18 protein-coding genes and 2 pseudogenes are annotated in these 22,000 nt (G+C 62.1%); 11 read left to right on the top strand and 9 right to left on the bottom strand.

The window, feature by feature from the left end:
- On the top strand, nucleotides 1–1,133 hold a 1,133-nt coding region (locus EOA28_RS02115; protein WP_148670651.1), incomplete at its 5' end, for an ABC transporter permease.
- The gene (locus tag EOA28_RS02110; protein WP_128314527.1) at nucleotides 1,130–1,801 is read left to right on the top strand and encodes an ABC transporter ATP-binding protein; all 672 of its coding nucleotides are present in this window, start codon (nucleotides 1,130–1,132) and stop codon (nucleotides 1,799–1,801) included. The genes EOA28_RS02115 and EOA28_RS02110, both read left to right, overlap by 4 nt.
- 157 nt (nucleotides 1,802–1,958) lie before the next feature.
- Here EOA28_RS02110 and EOA28_RS40825 read toward each other — a convergent pair whose 3' ends face one another.
- From EOA28_RS40825 to nhaA, 4 genes and pseudogenes are all read right to left on the bottom strand, one after another.
- Nucleotides 1,959–2,255 (bottom strand): cation:proton antiporter, encoded by a 297-nt coding sequence (locus tag EOA28_RS40825; RefSeq protein WP_281060884.1) that lies wholly within the window; start codon nucleotides 2,253–2,255, stop codon nucleotides 1,959–1,961.
- Nucleotides 2,207–2,925, bottom strand: a pseudogene (locus EOA28_RS39925) (cation:proton antiporter). The gene EOA28_RS40825 and the pseudogene EOA28_RS39925 overlap by 49 nt, the downstream one beginning before the upstream one ends.
- A gap of 465 nt (nucleotides 2,926–3,390) precedes the next feature.
- Entirely contained in the window at nucleotides 3,391–3,786 is a 396-nt protein-coding gene (locus tag EOA28_RS02100; RefSeq protein WP_128314526.1) for an MAPEG family protein, read from the bottom strand.
- Between the two features lie 236 nt (nucleotides 3,787–4,022).
- Nucleotides 4,023–5,212, bottom strand: a pseudogene (gene nhaA / locus EOA28_RS02095) (Na+/H+ antiporter NhaA).
- A 725-nt stretch (nucleotides 5,213–5,937) separates the two neighbouring features.
- On the opposite strand from nhaA, the gene EOA28_RS02085 reads away from it, so the two are divergent.
- Nucleotides 5,938–7,452 carry an amino acid permease gene (locus EOA28_RS02085; protein ID WP_126080971.1) on the top strand — a complete coding sequence of 505 codons (1,515 nt, stop codon included), beginning with the start codon at nucleotides 5,938–5,940 and terminating at the stop codon, nucleotides 7,450–7,452.
- Nucleotides 7,453–7,906: 454 nt separating this feature from the next.
- Here the strand turns inward: EOA28_RS02085 and EOA28_RS02080 are convergent, their stop codons facing one another.
- A complete protein-coding gene (locus EOA28_RS02080; protein WP_128314530.1) occupies nucleotides 7,907–8,440 on the bottom strand; it encodes a VOC family protein in 534 nt (177 codons plus the stop codon).
- A 109-nt stretch (nucleotides 8,441–8,549) separates the two neighbouring features.
- Here EOA28_RS02080 and EOA28_RS02075 point away from each other — a divergent pair, with 109 nt between their 5' ends.
- Nucleotides 8,550–9,431, top strand: coding sequence for a LysR family transcriptional regulator (locus EOA28_RS02075; RefSeq protein WP_128314525.1), 882 nt, complete (start codon nucleotides 8,550–8,552; stop codon nucleotides 9,429–9,431).
- Between the two features lie 363 nt (nucleotides 9,432–9,794).
- Here the strand turns inward: EOA28_RS02075 and EOA28_RS38610 are convergent, their stop codons facing one another.
- Entirely contained in the window at nucleotides 9,795–9,947 is a 153-nt protein-coding gene (locus EOA28_RS38610) for a hypothetical protein (protein ID WP_189341897.1), read from the bottom strand.
- Between the two features lie 221 nt (nucleotides 9,948–10,168).
- Here EOA28_RS38610 and EOA28_RS02070 point away from each other — a divergent pair, with 221 nt between their 5' ends.
- Nucleotides 10,169–11,515 (top strand): sorbosone dehydrogenase family protein, encoded by a 1,347-nt coding sequence (locus tag EOA28_RS02070; protein WP_128314524.1) that lies wholly within the window; start codon nucleotides 10,169–10,171, stop codon nucleotides 11,513–11,515.
- Between the two features lie 559 nt (nucleotides 11,516–12,074).
- Here EOA28_RS02070 and EOA28_RS02065 read toward each other — a convergent pair.
- Complete coding sequence (locus EOA28_RS02065; protein ID WP_128314529.1) at nucleotides 12,075–12,932, bottom strand: GNAT family N-acetyltransferase; 858 nt, start codon at nucleotides 12,930–12,932, stop codon at nucleotides 12,075–12,077.
- A 275-nt stretch (nucleotides 12,933–13,207) separates the two neighbouring features.
- On the opposite strand from EOA28_RS02065, the gene argE reads away from it, so the two are divergent.
- The 6 genes from argE to EOA28_RS02035 all read left to right on the top strand — a co-directional run bounded on the left by argE (nucleotide 13,208) and on the right by EOA28_RS02035 (nucleotide 19,844).
- Complete coding sequence (argE, locus tag EOA28_RS02060) at nucleotides 13,208–14,332, top strand: acetylornithine deacetylase (RefSeq protein WP_128314528.1); 1,125 nt, start codon at nucleotides 13,208–13,210, stop codon at nucleotides 14,330–14,332.
- Between the two features lie 13 nt (nucleotides 14,333–14,345).
- On the top strand, nucleotides 14,346–15,269 hold the full coding sequence (locus EOA28_RS02055) for a glyoxylate/hydroxypyruvate reductase A (protein WP_128314523.1): 924 nt from the start codon (nucleotides 14,346–14,348) through the stop codon (nucleotides 15,267–15,269).
- Between the two features lie 78 nt (nucleotides 15,270–15,347).
- Nucleotides 15,348–15,701 (top strand): cupin domain-containing protein, encoded by a 354-nt coding sequence (locus EOA28_RS02050; protein WP_128314522.1) that lies wholly within the window; start codon nucleotides 15,348–15,350, stop codon nucleotides 15,699–15,701.
- Between the two features lie 150 nt (nucleotides 15,702–15,851).
- Nucleotides 15,852–17,315 (top strand): aldehyde dehydrogenase family protein, encoded by a 1,464-nt coding sequence (locus EOA28_RS02045; protein WP_128314521.1) that lies wholly within the window; start codon nucleotides 15,852–15,854, stop codon nucleotides 17,313–17,315.
- A gap of 10 nt (nucleotides 17,316–17,325) precedes the next feature.
- Nucleotides 17,326–18,369, top strand: coding sequence for a tartrate dehydrogenase (locus tag EOA28_RS02040; RefSeq protein WP_128314520.1), 1,044 nt, complete (start codon nucleotides 17,326–17,328; stop codon nucleotides 18,367–18,369).
- Nucleotides 18,370–18,386: 17 nt separating this feature from the next.
- Nucleotides 18,387–19,844 carry an NAD-dependent succinate-semialdehyde dehydrogenase gene (locus EOA28_RS02035; protein ID WP_128314519.1) on the top strand — a complete coding sequence of 486 codons (1,458 nt, stop codon included), beginning with the start codon at nucleotides 18,387–18,389 and terminating at the stop codon, nucleotides 19,842–19,844.
- A gap of 12 nt (nucleotides 19,845–19,856) precedes the next feature.
- Here the strand turns inward: EOA28_RS02035 and EOA28_RS02030 are convergent, their stop codons facing one another.
- Both EOA28_RS02030 and EOA28_RS02025 read right to left on the bottom strand, forming a co-directional pair.
- Complete coding sequence (locus tag EOA28_RS02030) at nucleotides 19,857–21,131, bottom strand: FAD-binding oxidoreductase (protein ID WP_128314518.1); 1,275 nt, start codon at nucleotides 21,129–21,131, stop codon at nucleotides 19,857–19,859.
- A gap of 16 nt (nucleotides 21,132–21,147) precedes the next feature.
- Nucleotides 21,148–21,816 carry a haloacid dehalogenase type II gene (locus tag EOA28_RS02025; RefSeq protein ID WP_128314517.1) on the bottom strand — a complete coding sequence of 223 codons (669 nt, stop codon included), beginning with the start codon at nucleotides 21,814–21,816 and terminating at the stop codon, nucleotides 21,148–21,150.
- Nucleotides 21,817–22,000 lie beyond the last annotated feature (184 nt).

The raw sequence follows: 22,000 nt of genomic DNA, 5'->3' as shown, positions 1-22,000 counted from the left end.
TGGCAGCGCTGATGCAGGGCGGACAGGATGATTTCGTTCGGCAACTCGTCGACACAATGCCCCATGTCGACATCACCGATGATCAGCGCACGGCTCGCCGCCAGCCCGCCGAAGACGTCTTCAACGCGGTGGCCATTTCGGGGCTTCGTCCGCGCGATGACCGCCGCGGTATCATCAATCCGACAGCCGCGACCGCATGGCTGGCGAGTTGGATCCCTGGACGGTTCGCAGTGAGTCTCAAGACGCAGGGCGTGATCCGCTATTCCAGCCGCGAGGTTGGCGCGACCATCATCGGCATCGACCCCGGACGCGAGCCGGGCGTGTCGCCGATCATGGAGGATTTCGTTAAGGGCAGCTTCAACGCCCTCGCGGCGGGCGGCAACAACCTGCTCATCGGCGATACGATGGCGAGCCGCCTCGGCGCGGAGTTTGGCGAGACAATAACGGTCTCCTCTGAGGGGCTGACGCGTAACTTCAAGATCGTCGGCCTTTTTCACACTGGCACCACCGCCCGCGACGAAGGCGAGGGGTATGTGCTGTTGAAGAACGCGCAGATTCTTTCGGAGCGACCGAACTCCATCAACGAGATCCGCATCAAGCTAAACGATCCGAACCGCGCTCCGGCGGTAGCGCATCGCGCCGAGGCCGAGCTAGGCTACAAGGCGGTGGCCTGGCAGGAGGCAAACGAATCCATTCTCCAGGCCCTCGTCATCCGCAACATCATCATGTACACCGTCGTCGGAGCGATCATGCTCGTCGCCGGCTTCGGCATCTACAACATCATTTCCACCATCACGCATGAGAAGGCGCGCGACATCGCCATCATGAAGTCGCTCGGGTTCCCGGCGACCGACATGCGCCGGCTTTTCTTGCTCGAAGGCGTGGCGATCGGCAGCGCCGGCTCCGCGCTCGGCTGGCTGCTTGGCTTCTCCATGGTGTACGGCCTCTCCCTGGTGCGGTTCGAGATCGCCGCGACCGGGCAGGAGATGACGCATCTGCCGATCGCCTGGAGCGTGCTGCACTACGTCATCGCGTCTGCCTTCGCGATCGGCTCGGCCGCGGTGGCCGGGTATTTGCCGGCGCGCCGCGCGGCGCAGCAGAACCCGGTCGATATTATCAGGGGCGCGTCATGAGCATTCTCATCAAGACCGAGAGTCTTACGCGCGTGCTGCCGGAGACCATTCCCGTCACCCTGGTGAAGGACGTCACGGTGTCGATCGAGGAGAGGGAGTTCGTCGCCATCACCGGGCCGTCGGGCTCGGGCAAATCATCACTGCTTTATCTGCTCGGACTGCTTGACCGTCCGACTGGCGGAAGGCTCACCATCGGCGGGCGTGATACCGATCCGATGGACGAGCGGGAACGCGCGGCAACGCGGCTGTCGACGCTTGGCTTCGTGTTCCAGTTCCACTTTCTACTGCCAGAATTCACGGCGCGCGAGAATGTCGAGATACCGATGCGCAAGCTCGGCCGGCTTGCGCGGTCAGCCATGCATGAGCGGTCCGGCGAATTGCTTGCATCGCTGGGGCTTGGCGAGCATCTCGACAAACGGCCGGACCAGCTCTCGGGAGGTCAGCGCCAGCGTGTGGCCGTGGCCCGTTCGCTTGCCAATGATCCGCCCCTGATCCTGGCGGACGAGCCTACCGGAAGTCTCGATTCGAAGAGTTCGGAACAGGTCTTCGCGATCTTGGAGAATTTGGTGCGCGAGCGCGGGAAAACGGTCGTTGCGGTGACGCATGACCTGGAGATGGCAGGGCGCATGGACCGCCGGATCCAAATGGTGGATGGCAAGATAGAATGAAGGCTTTGCTGTTAGACTGGGGCTTTGGCCGGATTGCTGAAAGCATCAAGTCTAACCGCAGACCATCCATTGTGCATGGCCGGAACGTGGTGGTCCATCAGAACTGCTGCAGCAGCGACACGAAGCAAATCCATCGCCGCGTGGCACCAAACGGCTCCTACCGATTCTGCCGAGCTGATTTCGTGCCAAATTGGTGGGCTTGCCCGGCGATCAGGCCCATCCGTCGGATCAGCCACGGCATCGTCAGACCTTGAATGAATACCGAGAATGCGACTACGGCAAACGCCGTGACGATGATCACGCCGCGCTCGGCGATGGTCTGAGGTAGGGCAAGAGCCAATGCCAGTGCCAGCGAGCCTCGCAGACCTCCCCAGACCAGTATGTGCTGATATTTGAGGTCGACCTTCAAGGAAGTCCCGTTGAGCAGGACGCAAAGCGGATAAATCGCCAGCACCCTGCCGAGCAGCACGAGCACCACGGCAATCGCCGATATTCCAGCAAAGAGTCCGAGCGGCTGGTGCGCTTCATGGTGCCGCCGATCAGAATGAACACGATGGAGTTGGCAAGGAAGGCCGCATATCCCCAAAACGCGAGTACATGGCTCCGTGCATTGGCCGATATTGCCCCCTGCCAGCCAACGTTTCCGACCAGCAAACCGGCGGTGAGCGTTGCGAGAACGCCCGACATGCCGAACTTCTCCGCGATCAGGAATGAGCCGTAAGCGGCAATCGTTGTTAGCGTGATTTCCACCAGGTGATCTTCGGTTCGTCGAGCACACCTGCCACGGCTGCACCCACGGCAACGCCGCCCGCAACCGTCCACGCAAACGAACAGCCTATTGCAAGAGGCGTAGCGCTGTCGCCTGCCGCGATCGCGAACAGGATCGCGAAGCCGACGGCAGCTGCGCCATCATTGAGTAGACTTTCGGATTCGACGAGAAGTCCCAGACGAGGTTGCACTTTCATCTCCTTGAAGGCAGCCAGGACCGACACCGGGTCAGTGGCTGCGATCAGCACACCGAACAGGCCCGCGCCGATCCAGCTCCAACCAAGCAGCAGATGCATGCTGGCGGCTACAGTGGCAGCGGCGATCGCGACACCGGGAAAGGCAAGCAGCGTTGTCACCGGCAGGTTTATCCGAAATCGACGCCACTCTATTTCGACGGCCTGACCGTTGGCCTCTTCGTGCAATGCGGTGGCATCCGCAGACAGCAAATTTCGAGAGGCTCAGTTTGGATGGCCGCGTGCGTGGGACCATTCGATTTTTCTATAACGCCGAACGTGACCGGATGGGGCTCGGCCACAAGCCTCAGAATGCCTATCGCATCGCAGTGATAGCGAGGCCTAAAGTTCAGATCAAGGTGATCAGAAGTGGCCCCAATTCGGCGGTTCGAACAGCCAGGTGGCCAGGATAATCGCAACGATCCCTGTTAATACGATGAAGAGCACGATTTTCGGGAGCTGGTCATTCTGGCTGGAAGTAACATCTGCGGCCAAAAGGACAATTCAATGGACGTTAGCGCCTGCCCGGCTGCCAACCATCGGGAGATGCCAAAGCAGCCGGGCCAAAGGCTGAAAAGGCAGGGTAGATTAAGGCCATCCCAGCGACAAAAGGATCAAGACGATACCGAACGTCGCGACGTTCCATACAAGGGAGCGCAACAAGAAAATCCCCCACGCGTAGAATGCGACATATATGACCCGACCCCAAAAATAGAGCTGCACACCCCATTCGGTCATCCAGCCGTGCGTGCCCGCAACATGGGCTATCAGGACGGCTGCAACAAACAGCGGAAACGTTTCGACGAAATTCTGCAGCGCCCTCGCCAGGCGACCTGCTACTCCGGTCAACGCGGGCACAGGCTCGGTTCGAGAGCTCGCCGTCCAGACATAACCGCGTTGCAGGCTTGAAGCGTGGGAGGCAAGTACGATTTGCAGCAGTCCCAGCACGATGCTGAGGGCGAGCATCTTGAGTTCAAGTGTCATTGCTTTCTCGTGCCGCGGCAGACCTTTGATCCAGCTCCGCGGCGTCTCTTAACACAGATGATTGCCCGCGCAATCGAGAACAAAATCTGCCCCAAGAGCGAGGTCAACGATTAAGGTGATGACATTTCAGATGCCTCGGATGTCGAATTTTGGATAGGGAACCTCGATGGCCGCACCGTGGCTAATCGCAGCAATGATCGGCTAGTGAAGGCACTGAGTGATTTGGGGCTAAGTCATCAACGTGTGGCCGGCGAAGACGAGCGAGCTTTTTCCGAAGCAATCGACGACAGCACGGCGGCGCCCAGCAGCGCGACAACTAGCGAGCCCGCGAGGATGCCGACCTTCACCGCGTCCTGGAGCGCCGGGTCGCTGGCGAAAGCGAGCAGGCCGATGAACAGGCTCATTGTGAAGCCGATGCCGCAGAGCAGCGAAATACCCAGCATATGCATCCAGCCGGCATTGACCGGCAGGTCGGCAAGGCCGAAGCGGATGGCGAGCGCCGAGGAGCCGAAAACGCCGACCAGCTTGCCGAGAACCAGGCCGGCGGCGACGCCCAGCGTCAGTGGCTCGACCAGGGCGGCAAAGCTTAAGCCCCCGAGCGAGACGCCGGCATTGGCGAAGCCGAAGATCGGGATGATGAGAAAGGGGACGAGCTTGTGCAGGCCGTGCTCAAGGCGATGCAGCGGCGAGTGTCCGGTATCGTGGCTGATGCCGGGAGACCGCTCCAGCGGGATGGTGAGCGCCAGCGCAACGCCGGCCAGCGTGGCATGCACGCCCGATTTCAGCACCAGCACCCACAAGACGACGCCGAGCAGCAGATACGGCCAGAGCTTCATCGCCCGCGTGCGGTTGAGCACCACCAGCAAGGCGATGACGGCGAAGGCGGCGGCCAGATAAGCGAGCGACAGGCCGCTGGTGTAGAACAGCGCGATGATGATGACGGCGCCGAGATCTCGATGATGGCCAGTGCGGTGAGGAAGACTTTCAGCGAGGCCGGCACGCGGCTGCCGAGCAGCGACAGCAGACCGAGCGCGAAGGCGATGTCGGTAGCGGTCGGGATCGCCCAGCCGGAAAGCGCGGCCGGATTGCCGCGATTGATCAGGACATAAACCAGCGCCGGCACCACCATGCCGCCGGCGGCGGCGATGCCGGGCAGCACCCGGCGCGGCCAGGTCGAGAGCTGCCCGTCCAGCATCTCGCGCTTGATCTCGAGCCCGACCAGCAGGAAGAACACCGCCATCAGCCCGTCATTGATCCAATGCGAAACGCTGAGCGGCCCGAGATAGGCGTGAAGCACGGCGAAATAAGTTTCGGCCAAAGGCGAGTTGGCGACTATCAGCGCCAGAGCCGCGGCCACCATCAGGATGATGCCGCCGGCCGTCTCACCGTCGAGGAATTCGCGAGGGATTGATTTGGACCGGGGCATTGCTGAGCTCCTATGGAAAACGGATTGTCACGTTCTCCGTAGTCGGGGCGAGCCCGGGCGCACGCAGCACACGCCATCGGACAAACATAACAGCGAGGCTTTGGAAACAAGCTTCCGCGATTTCCTGATACCGGAGCGTGTTCGTCCAATATCTGCCATAGGTCTTCGGCAGTGAAGGTCAGGCGATGCGGACACGGTCTCAGCTGTGTGCGGACCATTCAATTCGATGGATTTATTGAAATCTCGGGAGCATACTGTGGCCAACGTTCCTTTTCGGGGAACAAGGTGGTGCGATTCGGCGTACGAAGCATCCCTATCGAATACTACACGCTCCGGGTCCTCGCACCCGCCGTTGAACAAATCTGTGGCGAGAGTGCCGTTATCGGCTACTTCGCAGATCGGCCGATCTTCGAGACGGTCACAGACACCTCCGGCGATCGATATCACTATGTGGGTCTCGCCCCACGCCTTTCTGACGGGCGTTATGACATCGAGTCCCTTGCCCAAGGTGAATGGATCGTCGAACCAGGCTTGATCTACAGGTTGGAGAATCCGGTCTGCGAAAAGAGGACGCATAATTAGAGCGAATTATCCTGACTGAACACAAGTTTTTGAGGCAAATTCAGCGAGAATTTGCCGAGGCAAGTCTGGCAGTTACAGCAGTTGTTAAGCGACAGATCATCTTCTATTTGGACCAATAGGTCTATGGCTGAAGGGGCAAATCGATGGCAGGAGAACCGAAGAAGCATGAAGGGGGTGTTTCCTATCACATTCCCGGTTCGGAATATTTTGAGAAGCGTGAACTGAAGCGCCATGCGAGTGTCTTCTCCTTGTGGGCACTCGGCGTCGGAGCTGTGATCTCCGGGGACTTTTCGGGCTGGAATCTCGGCTTTGCCGTTGGCGGCTGGGGCGGCATGTTCGTCGGAACGGTACTCATCGCCATTATGTATCTCGGCTTGACCTATTCCATCGCCGAGATGAGCTCGGCGCTGCCGCACACGGGCGGCGCCTATTCGTTCGCGCGGACCGCGTTCGGTCCATGGGGCGGTTTCATCACCGGCATTGCCGAGAACATCGAATACGTGCTGACGCCCGCAGTCGTTGTCTATTTCATCGGCACCTACATGACGGCGATAACCGGGACGCCAGACGCGTGGCAACCCATCTGGTGGCTTGTGGGCTATCTCGTCTTCGTCGGGCTGAACGTGCGCGGCGTCGCGCTTTCGTTTTCGGTGACGGTCATCGTCACCCTCATCGCTCTCGCGATCCTGGTATTCTTTTTCGTGAGCGCTTTGGCATCTGGACAGTTCGACTTTGCCAAGAATGCCATGAATATCGGAATCGGACCGGATGGGGCGGCCGCGGCGCTGCCAGAGGGCGAAGGGCCGTTCCTACCCTTCGGTCTCAGGGGTATCTTCGCCGCGATGCCATTCGCGGTCTGGCTGTTCCTGGCCATCGAGCAACTGCCGCTGGCCGCTGAGGAGTCAGTTGATCCCCGGCGCGACATGCCCAAAGGCATCATGCTTGGCATGTTCACGCTGCTGGCAACTGGCTTTCTGATCCTGATCATCAATCCGGCGCTGCCCAACGGGGCATTTGCCTACGGAACGTCGGGCGAGCCCATTCTCGACGGCTTCAGGGCCATTTATGGCGCGAGCTGGGCCAAAGTCCTTGCGCTTTTCGCCGTCGCCGGACTGGTTGCGAGCTTCCATGCGATTATCTTTGCCTACGGGCGGCAAATCTACTCGCTTAGCCGCGCTGGCTATTTCCCGCATTTCCTTTCGGTGACCCACGGGGAGCATAAGACCCCCAATGTTGCGCTCATCGCGGGATCTCTGGTCGGTTTCGTGGTGATGCTGGTGATCTGGTTCGCCCAAGGCGGCGAAGCGGCCGGTACCTACATCGGAGGGACGCTTCTGAACATGGCCGTGTTCGGGGCGATGTTCTCATATCTCCTTCAGGGCCTGACCTTTCTGCAATTGCGCAATCGTTTCCCCAACATTGAACGGCCCTACAGGAGCCCCTTCGGCGTTCCCGGTGCATCTCTCACGGTCATCATCGCCTTGATCACGATCGGCTTCCAGTTGACTGATCCACTTTACAGGCAGGGCATCATCGGCGTGGCCGTCTGGTATGGGCTGGCGATCATTTACTTCGCAGCTTATGGCCGGAATACTCTTGTCTACTCTCCTGAGGAGGAATTTGCAGTCAAGCAGCGTGAAGGTGCAAAATCGATGTAGCGGTGCGCCCCGGGCGCGACCGACGCCGCGAACCGGGGCGGCTCTGCTATAGGCAGCGCCGGATGCGTCTCGACGGTCGGCGCCATCTCGCTTACTCCATCAAAAGCCATTCCTGCGGCGCCGTTGGAAAAAGGAGTATGCGTCCTTCGATGTGAGTTACGCCGTCGGCCCACGTCTGCCACGGGGCGTGATACCCAACGGGCAAGACGGTCACGCTCTCGCCCGGCATTTCTGGTGAAGGCGTTAATTAACCTCAAGCAAAACCGAGTTGCCGCCCTTACGCTCAATATAGCACCGGCCTTAGGTGCTTCCATCCGTCGGTTGGATGACTTGGCTCACCATATTAACTATCGAGCTGAACGCGCCACATAGAGCCTGACAAGGCATCTTCTCTCCCGCCGCTACGAATACGGATCGATGCGAAGATGCAAGCTCGCTAAGATGGCGATCGCCCTCAGCGGTCGGATGCCCCCTCGCAGGCCAGATTGTCGACGTCGAGCGGCTTGCTGACCAGCCTCAGCGTGCCGTCCGGGTTTCGTGGCCATTCCGCTTCCGGGCGGTCCCAATACAATTCTACCCCGTTGCCGTCAGGATCGCGCACATATACGGCCTCCGAGCCACCATGGTCGTTCGCGCCGGTCAGCGCCACTCCCGCCGCTCGCAGGCGGCGCAGCGCAGCCGCCAGCGCAGCCCGTGTCGGATAGAGAAAAGCAACATGGTGTAGGCCCGTCGTGCCCGCAGGGGGCGCGGCTCCGCCACGGCTTTCCCAGGTATTGAGCGCCACATGATGGTGATAATCGCCCGCCGAAAGAAAGGCGGCGTCGTCGCCCTGCGAAATGTTAAGGCCGAAACCCAGGACACCCCAATAGAAGGCTAGGGAGCGCTCGATGTCGGCGACCTTGAGATGGACGTGGCCGACGCGAACGCGCGGGTCGATGCTGTAATCCTCAACGACACTGACGGCTTCATTGATCGGTTGGCTGTTCATGATGTCCACTCCTACAGCGAATTTCCCAAGCGACATCATCGCGCAAACGCATTGCCCGGAAAATGCGAAATGACTGGAATGACAATCCCGTTTTCTGCATAATCGTGGAATGCGCATCGACGAGATAAGCGTCTTCATCAATGTCGTCGAGGCGGGGACCTTTGCCGGCGCGGCGCGGCGTCTTCGTATGCCTGCAACGACGGTGAGTGCTAAGGTTGCTGCCCTGGAGCGACGGCTCGGGTTCACGTTGATCCACCGCACGACCAGAAAGCTGCGAGCTACTCTTGAGGGTCAGACCTATTTTGAACGGTGTCGTGCCGCACTGCACGAAATCGATACCGTCGAAGAAGAGCTTCGCGCTGAGACGGCGGGGATGGGTGGACAGCTCCGGCTGACCGCGTCAGTGGACATCGCACAGACCCTTCTACCGCCTGTCATTGCGGCGTTCCGAAAGACTTATCGGGCGGTTGCAATTGATCTCATCGTCATAGACCGCGTTGCCGATCTTGTTGCTGAGGGCATCGACCTCGCCGTGCGGGTTGGCCCCCTGCGCGATTCAAGCTTGATTTCGCGAGCGTTCGTGACAGGCCCATCGGGACTGTTTGCCTGCCAGTCCTACCTCGACCGCCGGGGCACGCCTGCCTCGCTGGACCAACTCGAACATCACGATCTCATCGCAATCAATAAGCCATGGGCGCGACCGCTGCCGATGCTGGTAGGTGATCGGAAGATCACCATCGACCTGTCGGGCGGACTCGCCTGCGACGATCTGCTGACGGTCAGGGCGCTCGTGGCGATGGGGCTGGGAATCAGCTTCCTTCCAGGCTATCTCGCCGATCAGTTCGATCTGGTGCGGGTGCTCCCCGATCTGCGCTCGCCGTTCACCGGCCTCTACTTTGCTTACCCGGCACAGAAATTCGTGCCCGCACGAGTCAGGGAGTTCATGGCTTTCGCCGTTTCTACCGTCCATCGCCTGGGGCTTCATCCTTAGACCGACCCCTTAGACCGACCCGGCGAAATGACCCGGCACAGCATTGAGGTAGCCCGTTCCACACTTGTCGAACTTGATGACCCGGCAGAACGCCCCGAGCTTCTCGAAAAACAGAGCGCGAAGTGGATGGCCACATCTCCACTTCGCGCACTCATCTCTTTGCCTTATCATGGGAAGGGGACCACTTACTCACGCTGAGTCGGGCCCCGGCGATCTGCAAATGTTGGCCCGCTCCTTTCGTCTTCGCGGAGGCGTTCGACCTATAGTGTGGCATAAGTTACCTTAGGTTCCCACTACGTCGCGAGTGTCCCTCCAGCGTGGTCGACGGCAATGTCTCCTTTCAGGCGGCAGTAGAGCCTCACCTCAACGGCCGAATAAAGGCGCGAAGCGGCCATTTGCGTCGTCGGTGTTGGCGGCCGGAGGAATGTACTCATTCCATTGACCTTTTTTCGATTCAAGCCATTGGCCGAGAGCTACGCTTGATGCTTGCCACAGGCAAACCACGCCAGCCGTCATGCAACCAGCCTATCTTGGTTCGCTCGGGTTTTGGCCGCCGGCGTTGCCGCAATCTTCTCTCGGCGTATCTATGGCAGAGAGCAGAGCGGTCGCGAACTCCTGGCCCTCTAGCCGCTAACGGGCAACGGATCGCGAGCTGCTGTTTGACGTGATTGGAATACCAAGCCGCTGACTTGCGTTAATCAAAGAGCACGGGGCGAAACCGAACGGAGGAACGTTCGATGCATGCTGGCTTCTCACAAAACTTGATCATAGCTGGATTGGGAGCCCTCATAGTCAGCTGCGCTGGCGTTCCAGCTCAGAAAATGGTTCCCACAAGCGGTTACGGCCCCAACCCTACCCTGCCGAAACCAACACCCACGCTGATTCCGACCGTCAACGTCGCGGAGGCAACAGGCTGGCAGAAAGGTGATATGCCGACCCCGGCGAAGGGGCTCAGGGTGACGGCGTTCGCCACCGGCCTCGACCATCCGCGCTGGCTGCACGTGCTCCCCAACGGAGATGTGCTTGTGGCCGAAACCAATGCACCTGCCAAGCATGACGACGGCTTCAGCCTCAGAAAGCTCTTCATGAACCAGGCCATGAAGCGAGCCGGCGCTGCGACCATCAGCGCTAACCGCATCACGCTCCTGCGCGACAGCAATGGCGACGGCGTTGCGGATGTGCGCAGAATTTTCGTGGAAGGCCTCAATTCGCCCTTCGGCATGACACTTTCCAAAGGCAAGCTCTATGTCGCCGAGACCGACGCGCTCGTCGCTTTCCCTTACTCCAATGGCCAGACCCGAATAACCGCGCCGCCGGAAAAGATCGTCGACTTGCCGGCCGGAGACATCAACCATCATTGGACTAAGGACGTGATCGCAAGTCCGGACGGACGCAAACTCTATGTCACCGTTGGCTCCAACAGCAACGCTGGAGAAAATGGTATCGCCGCGGAGAAGAACCGCGCCGCCGTCCTTGAGGTGGATCGGTCTAGCCGCAGCACCCGGGTCTTCGCGTCCGGGCTGCGCAACCCGAACGGGCTCTCCTGGAATCCCGAGACCGGCGAGCTTTGGGTCGCCGTAAACGAGCGTGACGAGATTGGCGATGATCTCGTGCCTGATTACATCACTTCAGTTCGCAACGGTGCTTTCTATGGTTGGCCCTATAGCTATTATGGGCAGAACGTCGACGAACGCGTCAAGCCGCAGCGCCCTGGTCTTGTGGCGGAGGCGGTCAAGCCCGACTATGCGCTCGGCTCCCATACCGCCTCTCTAGGACTGGCCTTCTCCAGCCGCACGTCGCTCGGCACGGCCTATGGCAACGGCGCTTTCGTTGGCCAGCATGGCTCATGGAATAGAAGCGTACACAGCGGTTATAAGGTGATCTACGTGCCGTTCCGCGGCGGTAGACCGAGCGGGCCCCCGAAGGATGTGCTCACCGGCTTCCTCGGACATGATGGCAAGGCGATGGGCCGTCCTGTCGGCGTTGCTGTCGATCGGGCCGGCGCACTTCTCGTCGCCGACGATGTTGGTAACGTCATCTGGCGGGTCAGCCGAGCGAAGGGCGTTAGCGCAGTGCCTTTCTGACCGCTTTTTCCGTAAGCGCGATCTCGAGCGCCTTCGAATACAACGACTGCTTTCGGGGCATAGCGAATCTTACCTGTACCGCCGAGATGCGGCGCAAAGCAGCCGTCCTCAGAAGCCAAAGGGATGGGCGGGGGGCAGGATCGGCTTCTTGAATCGATTTCGGCGAACTGCCTCGTAACCTATTGGCGATTAACGATTATATTAGTCGCTGAGGGTCATCGTTCTCTACAGGAAATCAATATGTTAGCGGCTGGTTCGCCAACCCGTCTCCTTCGTATTCTCTCGTATGGTCTGGCGAACCTAAGGATCACGAGGAGAGCTGATTTCAATGCAAGCGGTGTTTCTTTCGTATACCACAAAAAGGGATCAATGAGTATCAGCGCGGCTGGTTTGGTCTGAAAGAGGACCGGCGGGTTCGGGCGCGAGATGTCCGCGTCGGGACGTTCAGATCGCAACGTTTCAGGGCTACGACCGGTCCAGATTTGGAGATGCGCGGGATACAATCGGTGCGATGGTGAATGTTGGCCGGCTGTTTGGTCGACCTAGTAGGAACACCGAACTACCCGAGAGTTTGGCTTGCCAGGGCATAGGTCCTCGGCATAGCCGAGCCGTCAGCGGCAAAATCGGCAAGGCGTTTGCCCAGCGACATGGTCAGCACCGTATCGAAGACCGGCATTCCAGCGTGCGATAGAAAGGCGGCGAACTCGCCACTGTGCATGTGGGTGTCGACCCGAAGGAAAGACCCCGAATGGTCGGCCACGTGCGGCCGAAGGATCGCGACCGCGTCGGCATCGCTTTCGGCCACGACCGGCCCTACGACATGGCCCCGCCCGAACGGCCGGCAGAGCGCGAAAGCGGTCAGCTTGTTTCCGTCGAAAAGCCCGTAGCCGACCGAATGCGCGAAGAGCTTTTCAATCAGCGCCGTGCGGCTCACGCCGAACGCCGACGCGTCGAGAGCAATCGCCGCGGGAACATCGCTTGCGTCCAGCGTCCGGATGTCGCGACGCGCCTCCGCCGGGTCGCCCATCACCGGCACGCGGACGACGCCTTGGCACTGATAGACGGTCTTCTCAGGCTGGAAGTCCAGCGAAAGATAGAGCCGCCGCGCGGCGCGGGTCGCGTTGAGACGCAGATCGCGCCCGCCGACCTTCTCGAAGACTCGCTTCATCAGCCATTGCCCGGCGCCGAGCGTCTGCAGGCGCGGCGAGGTAATGACCATACCGACGGTCGCGAAACCAGAGCCATGCCCGAACCACATGGCCGAACCCAGAACCCGGCCGATCTCGTCGAGCGCCACGAACCCTTGTCCCGAGCCGCGCAGGAACTGCCAGTCCTCGGCTCGGTGTGGCCATCCCACGGACAGGGACAGCGCATGCAGCCGCTCCAGCTCGACGTCTTCGATGTCGGCGATCCGCATCGAGAAGGCATCAATTTTCAAGCTTTCGGACGGCTTCAATTCCTTGCCTCTGAAAGATTGCCCAACGGGTGACACACAACGCCCCCGCCCTGCCAACGCTAAACAACCAGACGGATACGATTTGCTCGAATGCCGCCCGCCAACGCAAGATTCAACTGAAACACTTTCGCTTTCGGCACGCAATCGCGAAAGAACGCGCCCATGCTCTGCGGCAATTCTGGAGTTATGGCCAGCGGGACCGGACCCGAAAACCCGAAAATGCCTTGAGGGCTGGAATGGACGTCTTCGACATTCTCGACCGTCTCGTCGCCTTTCCGTCGGTCGCCGGCAAGTCCAACGGCGACATTGCGGGCTGGATCGAGGCCCATCTGGGCGAACACGGCGCAAAGGTCACCCTGCTTCCCGGGCCGGAAGGCGACCGTTCCAATCTTTTCGCGACGATCGGCCCCGCCGATGTTCCTGGCTATATCCTGTCCGGCCACATGGACGTCGTCCCCGCCGGAGAGCCGCAATGGAGCTCGCCCGCTTTCGCGCTGCGTCGGGAGGGCGACCGGCTGTATGGACGCGGCACAACGGACATGAAGGGGTTTCTCGCCGCCGCGCTTGCGGCCGTGTCCACGTTGGCGGGCCTGAGCCTCGCCAAGCCGGTCCATCTGGCCTTTTCCTATGACGAGGAGATCGGGTGCCGCGGCGTGCCGCATCTGATCGCCCGGCTTCCCGAACTTTGCGCCAAGCCGCTCGGCGTCATCGTCGGCGAACCGAGCAGCCTGCGCGCCGTGCGCGGTCACAAGGGCAAGGCGGCCGCCCGCGTGATTGTCAAGGGGCGCTCGGGCCATTCCTCGCGGCCCGATCTTGGGCTGAACGCCATCCATGCCATGGCCGAGGTGCTCAGCGCGGCCGTGAACGAAGCGGGGCGGCTGACACACGGTCCGCTCGACCCGGCCTTCGAGCCCGCCTATTCCTCGCTGCAGGCGGGCGTGGTCGCCGGCGGGCAGTCGGTCAATATCATCCCCGATACCTGCACACTGGACCTTGAGGCGCGCGCCATACAAGGCGTCGACCCGGCCGGTTTGCTCGCGCCCATCAAGGGGCAGGCCCGGGCTCTTGTCGCGCAGGGTTATATTGTCGAGTGGACGCCGGTCAGCGCCTATCCGGCGCTTTCGCTGCCGCAGGACGCGCCATTGGCGGCACTGCTGGGCGAACTGACCGGCGAAACGCCTTTGGCCGCCGTCAGCTACGGCACCGAGGCCGGGCTCTACCAGGCCGCGGGGCTCGATGCGATCATCTGCGGTCCCGGCGACATTGCCCGCGCCCATAAACCGGACGAGTACATCCTCGCCAGCGAACTCATTGCCTGCCAGCGGATGATCGAGGCGCTGGGCGCGCGTTGCGCGGCCTGAAGGAGCAACCGGAATGACCTTCCTGTTCAACTCCGACGCGCGGCGCGGCGCGATCTTCGCCGAGGCCTTCGCGAAGGAATTGCCGGACCTCCCCTTCGTCATGGATCCCGCGGCGGTCGATCCCAACGCAGTGCGCTATCTCATCACCTGGACGGTGCCGGAAAACCTCGATCGCTACCGCAATCTGGAAATCCTGTTTTCCCTCGGCGCAGGCGTCGACCAGTTCCGCTTCGATGCGGTGCCCGCGACGGTGAAGATCGTGCGCATGATCGAGGAAGGCATCGTGCGCATGATGCAGGAATACGTGACGCTCGGCGTGCTGGCACTCCACCGCAACTTGCCCGCCTACCTGGCGCAGCAGCGCGCGGGGGAATGGCGTGACATCACGCAGTTTCAGGCCGGGTCGCGCAGGGTCGGCGTGCTGGGCCTTGGGCAGCTCGGCCAGGCCGTCCTCGACCGCTTGAAGGCTTTCGGCTTCCCGCTTGCGGGGTGGAGCCGCTCACCGCGACACATCGAGGGCGTGGCCTGCCATCATGGCGAGGCCGGACTGGAAGCGATGCTCGCGGCCAGCGACATACTGATCTGCCTGCTGCCACTGACCGAGGCGACGCGCGGGTTCCTCAATACCGGGCTGTTTGCGAAACTGCCTGAAGGCGCAGCACTGATCCACACCGGCCGGGGACCGCAGCTCGATAACGAAGCGCTAGTCGCCGCGCTCGACAGCGGCCAGCTTTCGGCGGCGATGATCGACGTCACCGATCCCGAGCCGCTGCCCGCGGGCCATCCATTCTGGTCGCATCCGAAGATCATCCTGACCCCGCATGTCGCCAGCGTCACCCAGCCGGCGACCGCCGCGCGCGCCGTCATCGACAACATCAGGCGCCATCGCGCCGGTCTCGACCCGATCGGGCTCGTCGACCGGTCGCGAGGTTATTAATGCATGTCGCCAGAAGTGTGCAGCGGTTCTGGGAGAACGACATGCATCGAAGTCAAGCTCCAACCGAAAGGCCATCCTTTGTCCCTGCTCAAATCCGTCGACACCAACCCGAGCTTTTCACCGCGCGAATCCAAGGCGTTGCCCGAGCGGCTGATTGCCGGCGACCCCGCCTTCAAGACCTGGCCGCAGGACGTCGCCAAGGATGACCTCGTGCATACCGGCGTTTGGGAGGCCACGCCGGGCGAGACGGGCTCGATCAAGGGCGAGACCTTTGAGTTCTGCCACATCCTCTCCGGCGTGGTCGAAATCACGCCCGATGCCGGCGAGACGGTGACCTACCGGGCAGGCGACAGCTTCGTGATGAAGCCGGGCTTCACCGGTGTCTGGAAGACGATCGAGACGGTGCGCAAAATCTACGTGACTGTAGGCTAGCGCGCGTCAGCACCGGCGCTGACCCAGGCGGAAGATTTTGCCGTCGCTGCCGTCCGGCACGCAACATTCGTCGGCGGCGGATCACCGAACGGCGCATGCTGCGTGCCGGTACGCGCTAAGCTGAAGCCGATACTGCCGAGTGGTTTGCCCATGAGCCTGAGCTTCGATCCCGACACGATCCCCCTGCCCGTTGGTCACTTCATCGGCGGGGAGCTGATTTCCGCCGAGGGCGCGATCGAGATGCGGCGGCCCTCTGACGGCAAAGCCTATGCCGCCTGCCCCGTGGCCGGTATCGACATGGTCGATAGCGCGGTGGAAAGCGCCCAAGCCGCGTTGAAAGCCAGCAACTGGGGCGGAGTCCGGCCGCGCGAGCGCACCAGGGCACTGCAGGCCTGGGCCGACCTGATCGAGGCCGAAGCCGCAACGCTCGCCAAAATCGAGGCGCTGTGCTCGACGCGCCCCGTCGGTCAGCTCGTCGCCGGCGACATCGCCGTGACAGCCGAGCAGATCCGCTTCTTTGCCGAATTCGCCGACAAGGAAGGCAGCGAACTCGTGCCGACCGACGACGCCACCTTAGGCATGATCATCAGTGAGCCCTATGGCGTCGTCGGCGCGATCACGCCCTGGAATTTCCCGATCTCGATGGCAGGGTGGAAACTCGGTCCGGCGCTGGCCGCGGGCAACGCCGTTGTGCTGAAGCCTTCCGAAATGACACCGTTCTCGGCTGTCTATCTGGCGCAGCTCGCTGTCAAAGCGGGTCTGCCGGCCGGGCTCATCAATGTGGTGCTGGGCGACGGTCCGACGACCGGCGGGGCGCTGACCGGCCATCCAGAGATCGCCAAGGTCAGCTTCACCGGCTCGACCCGCGCCGGTTCGGCGATCATGGAAAACGTCGCCCGCGCCGGCGTCAAGCCGATGACGCTTGAACTCGGTGGCAAGAGCCCGCAGCTCGTCTTTGCCGATGCCGATCTCGACAAGGCGGCGACGGCGATCGCCGGCAGCGTCACCTTCAACGCCGGCCAGGCTTGCGTCGCCGGCACGCGCCTGATCGTCGAGCAACGCATCGCCGACCGGCTTACGGCTGCCATCGTGGACCGAATGAAGGCGGTGCGGCCCGGCCCGACCTGGGACGAGGCGACGCAGTATTCGCCGATCATTTCGGAACGGCAGCGGGCACGCGTCGACAGCATCGTCCGGGCCGCGATCGAGGCCGGCGGCGAACGCCTGACCGGCGGCGTCGTCATGGACAGTCCCGGCTATTTCTACGAGCCGACGCTGATTGCCAATGTCGACCGGGCCAATCCAGCCATCGTCGAGGAGATCTTCGGCCCGGTCCTGACCGTCCAGACCTTCGAGACCGAGGAGGAGGCGCTGGCACTGTCCAGCCATCCGACCTACGGCTTGGCTTCCGGCCTGTTCACGACCGACCTTTCGCGCACCATACGCCTCGCGCGCAAGCTCGAAGCGGGAACTGTCTGGGTCAATCGCTACGGCCGCTCGCGCGACCACATCCTGCCGACCGGCGGCTACAAGCGCTCCGGGATCGGCAAGGATCTTGGTCGCGAGGCCTATCTCGCCAACCGCAGGACCAAGAGCGTCCTGATCAGCCTCTGAAGAGTTGCCGATGAAATCCTATTCGATCGCCCTGATCCCCGGTGACGGCATCGGCCGCGACGTCATCGCCGCTGCCTGGTCCGTGCTGGAGACGGCGGCCAAACACGCGGGCTTTGCCTTGGCCGGAACCGAGTTTCCCTGGTCTTGCAAATTCTACAAGGATACCGGCCGGATGATGCCGGAAGACGGCATCGAGACTTTGCGCGGCTTCGACGCCATCCTGCTCGGCGCCGTCGGCTGGCCGGCGGAGGTGCCGGATACCGTTTCCCTGCACGGTCTTTTGCTGCCGATCCGCAAGGCGTTCGTGCAATACGCCAACATTCGGCCGCATCGCCTGCTGCCGGGCGTCACCGGACCGCTGCGGGCCGAAAGTTTCGATATCCTGTGCATCCGCGAGAACACTGAAGGTGAATATTCGGGTGCCGGCGGGCGCGTGCATCAAGGCACGCTGGACGAGGTCGCCGTGGAGACCTCGATCTTCACCCGCGCCGGCGTCGAGCGCATCCTGCGCTTCGGCTTCGAGCAGGCGCGGGCACGGCGCGGCAAGCTTGCCTCCGTCACCAAGTCCAACGCGCAGAAGCACTCGATGGTGTTCTGGGACGAGATCACGCGCAAGCTGTCGGCGGAGTATCCCGACGTCACAGTCACCAGCTACCATGTCGACGCGCTCGCCGCGCGCATGATCATGGCGCCGGACAGCCTCGACGTGGTCGTCGCCTCCAATCTCTTCGGCGACATCCTGACCGACATCGGCGCGGCGATCCAGGGCGGGCTCGGCTATGCAGCCTCGGCCAACATCAATCCCGACCGCTCGGCGCCGTCAATGTTCGAGCCGGTGCACGGCTCGGCGCCCGACATCGCCCATCTCGGCATCGCCAATCCGATCGCGACCATCTGGTCGGGTGCGATGATGCTCGAGCATCTCGGCGAAACCGCCGCCGCACGTCGCATCATGAAGGCGGTCGAAGCGACGACCGCACGCGGCATCGGAACCATCGCCGGCAAGGACAAAACGGATGCCATTGCGGCCGCCGTTGTCGCCGCGCTCACCTGATTGCAAGGTCGTTTCCTATGAAAAGCCTGAAAGACAAAAGTCTGTTTCGCGAAGCCGGCCTGATTGCCGGCACGTGGGTTGCTGCCGGTTCCGGCAAGACGGTCGATGTTCTGGACCCGGCGACCCAGTCGACGATTGGCATCGTGCCCGACATGGCCGGCTCTGAAACACGCGCGGCGATCGAGGCCGCGGCTTCCGCCTATCGGGACTGGCGGAAGAAAACCAATGCCGAACGCGCCGCCCTGCTGGAGGCATGGCATGGCCTGATGCTTGCGCATCTCGACGATCTGGCGCTGATCCTAACCACCGAACAGGGCAAGCCGCTGGACGAGGCCAGGGGCGAGATCCGCTACGGCGCGTCCTTCGTCAAATGGTTCGCGGAAGAAGCACGCCGTATCAACGGCCACACCATCCCCTCGCCCACACAAGACCGCCGCATCATCGTGCTGAAGGAACCGGTCGGCGTGTGCGGCATCATCACGCCGTGGAACTTTCCCAATGCGATGATCACCCGCAAGGTCGCGCCGGCGTTGGCCGCCGGCTGCACGGTGGTGATCAAGCCGTCCGAGTTCACGCCCTATTCGGCGCTGGCGCTCGGCGTGCTCGCCGAACGGGCTGGCATCCCCTCCGGCGTCATCAACATCGTCACCGGCATGCCCACAGAGATCGGCAACGAGATCATGGCCAACGAGACGGTGCGCAAGATCTCCTTCACCGGCTCGACGCGGGTCGGCTCGCTGCTGATGCGTGGCGCTGCCGACAGCGTTAAGCGGCTCAGTCTCGAGCTCGGCGGCAATGCCCCCTTCATCGTCTTCGACGACGCCGATCTCGATCTCGCCGTCGAGGGCGCGCTCGTCTCGAAATTCCGCAACGGCGGCCAGACCTGCGTATGCGCCAACCGCATCCTCGTCCAGGCCGGTGTCTACGATGCCTTCGCCGCCAGGCTCACCGCCCGCGTCAATGCCATGACGGTCGGACCCGGCACTCAGACGGGCGTCGCGATCGGGCCGATGATCAACATGGCGGCGGTCGAGAAGATCAACCGCCATGTCGAGGACGCGCTTGCCAAGGGTGCTGCGATCGTCACTGAGAGACCGGCACTGCCGAAGGGCCCGCAATATGTCGCGCCGCTGGTGCTGACCGGCGCTACGAAAGACATGGAACTTGCCGGCGAGGAAACCTTCGGCCCCGTCGCGCCGCTCTTCCGTTTCGAGACCGAAGAGGAGGCGATCGCGCTCGCCAACGGCACGCCTTACGGACTCGCCTCCTATTTCTACACCGAGAACCTGAAACGCGCCTGGCGCGTCGGAGAGGCGCTGGAATTCGGTATGGTCGGGCTCAACACCGGCTCGGTGTCGATGGAGGTGGCCCCCTTCGGCGGCGTCAAGCAATCCGGTCTCGGACGGGAGGGCGCGCAGGCCGGCATCGAGGAATATCTCGAGATGAAGAGTTTCCACATGGGCGGGCTGAGCTAAACTCAGCCCGGATCACTGAATTCGGTCGAGCGCTTTGTAGTAGAGGCCGACCATCGGCAGGAACCACGGCTTGCCCGAGTAGCCTGGGATGGAAGGCCACTCGAGTCCCTTCAGCGGATTGCGGTCCTCGCGGCCGAGCATGGCATCGGCCAGAATCATGCCAAGATGGGTGGAAAGCTGGGCGCCATGGCCGGAATAGCCCATCGCGTACCAGACGCCGTCATGATAGCCGGCGCGCGGGAAGCGGTCCTTGGTCATGTCGACCAGCCCGCCCCAGCAATAGTCGATCTCGACCTTTGAAAGTTGCGGGAAAATCGCCGCGAGGCTTGCCTGCAATATCTGCCCGCTCTTGGCATCCGAGCGCTGGTCCGACGTCGCAGAGAAGCGCGCGCGGCCGCCGAAGATCAGGCGCCTGTCCGGCGACAGCCGGAAGTAATTGCCTATGTTCATCGAAGTCACGCATGTACGGTCGCCCGGCATGGTCACGGCGATCTCGACATCGCTCAACGGTCGCGTGGCGATGATGAAGCTGCCGACCGAGATGAGCCTGCGGCGGAAGTAATCGAAATTCGGTGTCGTGTAGGCTCCCGTCGCCACCAGCACATTGTCGGCGCTAATCTTGCCTCGCGAGGTGGTAAGCTCATGCCTGGCGCCGGCCTGCCTGCGGTCGGTCACCCTTGTGTTCTCGTGGATGACGGCGCCGTGTCGAGCGGCGGCCGTCGCGAGGCCCGACACATAGCGGCCCATATGGATCATGGCGCTCTTCTTCGACAGCATCGCACCATGGAAAGGCGAGCCGATCTCGGATTTGAGATCGGTCGCCGACAGCAGAGCTGTATCCGGATCGACCTCCGCATGGATGGCTTCGAAGTTGCGCGCGATTGCCTCGAAATGCTTCGGCTTCGAGGCAAGCTTGAGCTTGCCGGCGCGGCGGAAGTTGCAGTCGATGCCTTCCTCGGCGACCAGCGCCTCGATGGTGTCGACGGAGTCATCCAACGCCCGGTAGAGAGCGATCGCGCGCTCCCTGCCGAGTTCCGCCTTGGCCGACAGATAGCTGTGGGCGAGGCCGTTGTTCAGATGCCCGCCATTGCGCCCGGATGCGCCCCAGCCGACCCGCTCCGCTTCCAGCACGACCACCCTGGCGCCGGCCTTTGCCAGCTGGCGCGCAGCGGCGAGACCGGTGAAGCCGCCGCCGATAATGGCGGCATCATAGTGCCCGTCGATCGGGCCGTGCTCCCCGCCGGCAAAGATCGGGGCTGTGTCGTGCCAGTAGGAGACGAATTTCATCGACAATCCGCCCGTTTCAAAGCCCGACCACGCCCGGAAGACCGGAGATATCGGCGATCTCGACATATCCGTAATACGGGTTGGCCGGTTCGTGGCCGCGGTTGACCCAGACCTTGTTTTTGATGCCGAGATCATGCGCCGACATCAGGTCGTAGCGGAACGAAGACGAACAGTGAAGGATGTCCTCAGGGCCGCAGCCCAGCCTGTCGAGCATATATTCGAAGGCCTTGAAGCGCGGCTTGTAGGCCTGTGCCTGCTCGGCCGTGTAGACGGCATGGAATGGCGCGCCGAGCTTGTCGACATTGGACATGATCTGCGCGTTCATGGCGTTGGACAGGATCACCAGTGGAATTTCCTTGGCGACTTTCGCGAGGCCTGTCGGCACATCGGCGTGTGGCCCCCAGGTCGGGACGCGCTCGTAGACCAGCCTGGCGTCATCGGGGCTGAAGGCGACCCCGTTACGCTTGCAGGTGCGTTCCAGCGCATTGTGGATGACGTCGGCATAGGGCTTCCAGTCGCCCAGGATCTCATCCAGCCGATAGGCGGCGAAGTTCTTGATGAACTCCTGCATGCGCGGCTCGTCGAGCCGGCTGACGTAGAGGTCGCGCGCCGCTTCAGCCATCTGGAAATTCGTCAACGTGCCGTAGCAGTCGAAGGTGATGTATTTGGGTCTGAAAGAAGCCATGTCCGTCGATCTCCGGTGGAAACATATCCGCGCTGGGATGTGTTCATCATAGGTCGGGAGGTGGCGGGGCACCTGACCGAAAAGTGCCTGCCGAAAGCAGAAAGTTCCGTATCCGCCGTCCGGTTTGGCACGCTGTAGCATCTTGCCCGTCGAGAAGCGCGCCATTGCGCGACGGCAAAGCGAC

The sequence above is a fragment of the Mesorhizobium sp. M2A.F.Ca.ET.067.02.1.1 genome, from assembly GCF_004023285.1.
Lineage (GTDB): Bacteria > Pseudomonadota > Alphaproteobacteria > Rhizobiales > Rhizobiaceae > Mesorhizobium.
Note: the sequence above shows the minus strand (reverse complement) of the source record. Positions and strands in the feature narration are given on the sequence as shown.

Bases quoted from the DNA above. Each gene is read 5' to 3' on its own strand.
- EOA28_RS02110 (WP_128314527.1), top strand. From the start codon at position 1,130: ATGAGCATTCTCATCAAGACCGAGAGTCTTACGCGCGTGCTGCCGGAG.
- EOA28_RS02100 (WP_128314526.1), bottom strand. From the start codon at position 3,786: ATGACACTTGAACTCAAGATGCTCGCCCTCAGCATCGTGCTGGGACTG.
- EOA28_RS02085 (WP_126080971.1), top strand. From the start codon at position 5,938: ATGGCAGGAGAACCGAAGAAGCATGAAGGGGGTGTTTCCTATCACATT.
- EOA28_RS02080 (WP_128314530.1), bottom strand. From the start codon at position 8,440: ATGAACAGCCAACCGATCAATGAAGCCGTCAGTGTCGTTGAGGATTAC.
- EOA28_RS02075 (WP_128314525.1), top strand. From the start codon at position 8,550: ATGCGCATCGACGAGATAAGCGTCTTCATCAATGTCGTCGAGGCGGGG.
- EOA28_RS38610 (WP_189341897.1), bottom strand. From the start codon at position 9,947: ATGACGGCTGGCGTGGTTTGCCTGTGGCAAGCATCAAGCGTAGCTCTC.
- EOA28_RS02070 (WP_128314524.1), top strand. From the start codon at position 10,169: ATGCATGCTGGCTTCTCACAAAACTTGATCATAGCTGGATTGGGAGCC.
- EOA28_RS02065 (WP_128314529.1), bottom strand. From the start codon at position 12,932: ATGCGGATCGCCGACATCGAAGACGTCGAGCTGGAGCGGCTGCATGCG.
- argE (WP_128314528.1), top strand. From the start codon at position 13,208: ATGGACGTCTTCGACATTCTCGACCGTCTCGTCGCCTTTCCGTCGGTC.
- EOA28_RS02055 (WP_128314523.1), top strand. From the start codon at position 14,346: ATGACCTTCCTGTTCAACTCCGACGCGCGGCGCGGCGCGATCTTCGCC.
- EOA28_RS02045 (WP_128314521.1), top strand. From the start codon at position 15,852: ATGAGCCTGAGCTTCGATCCCGACACGATCCCCCTGCCCGTTGGTCAC.
- EOA28_RS02040 (WP_128314520.1), top strand. From the start codon at position 17,326: ATGAAATCCTATTCGATCGCCCTGATCCCCGGTGACGGCATCGGCCGC.
- EOA28_RS02035 (WP_128314519.1), top strand. From the start codon at position 18,387: ATGAAAAGCCTGAAAGACAAAAGTCTGTTTCGCGAAGCCGGCCTGATT.
- EOA28_RS02030 (WP_128314518.1), bottom strand. From the start codon at position 21,131: ATGAAATTCGTCTCCTACTGGCACGACACAGCCCCGATCTTTGCCGGC.
- EOA28_RS02025 (WP_128314517.1), bottom strand. From the start codon at position 21,816: ATGGCTTCTTTCAGACCCAAATACATCACCTTCGACTGCTACGGCACG.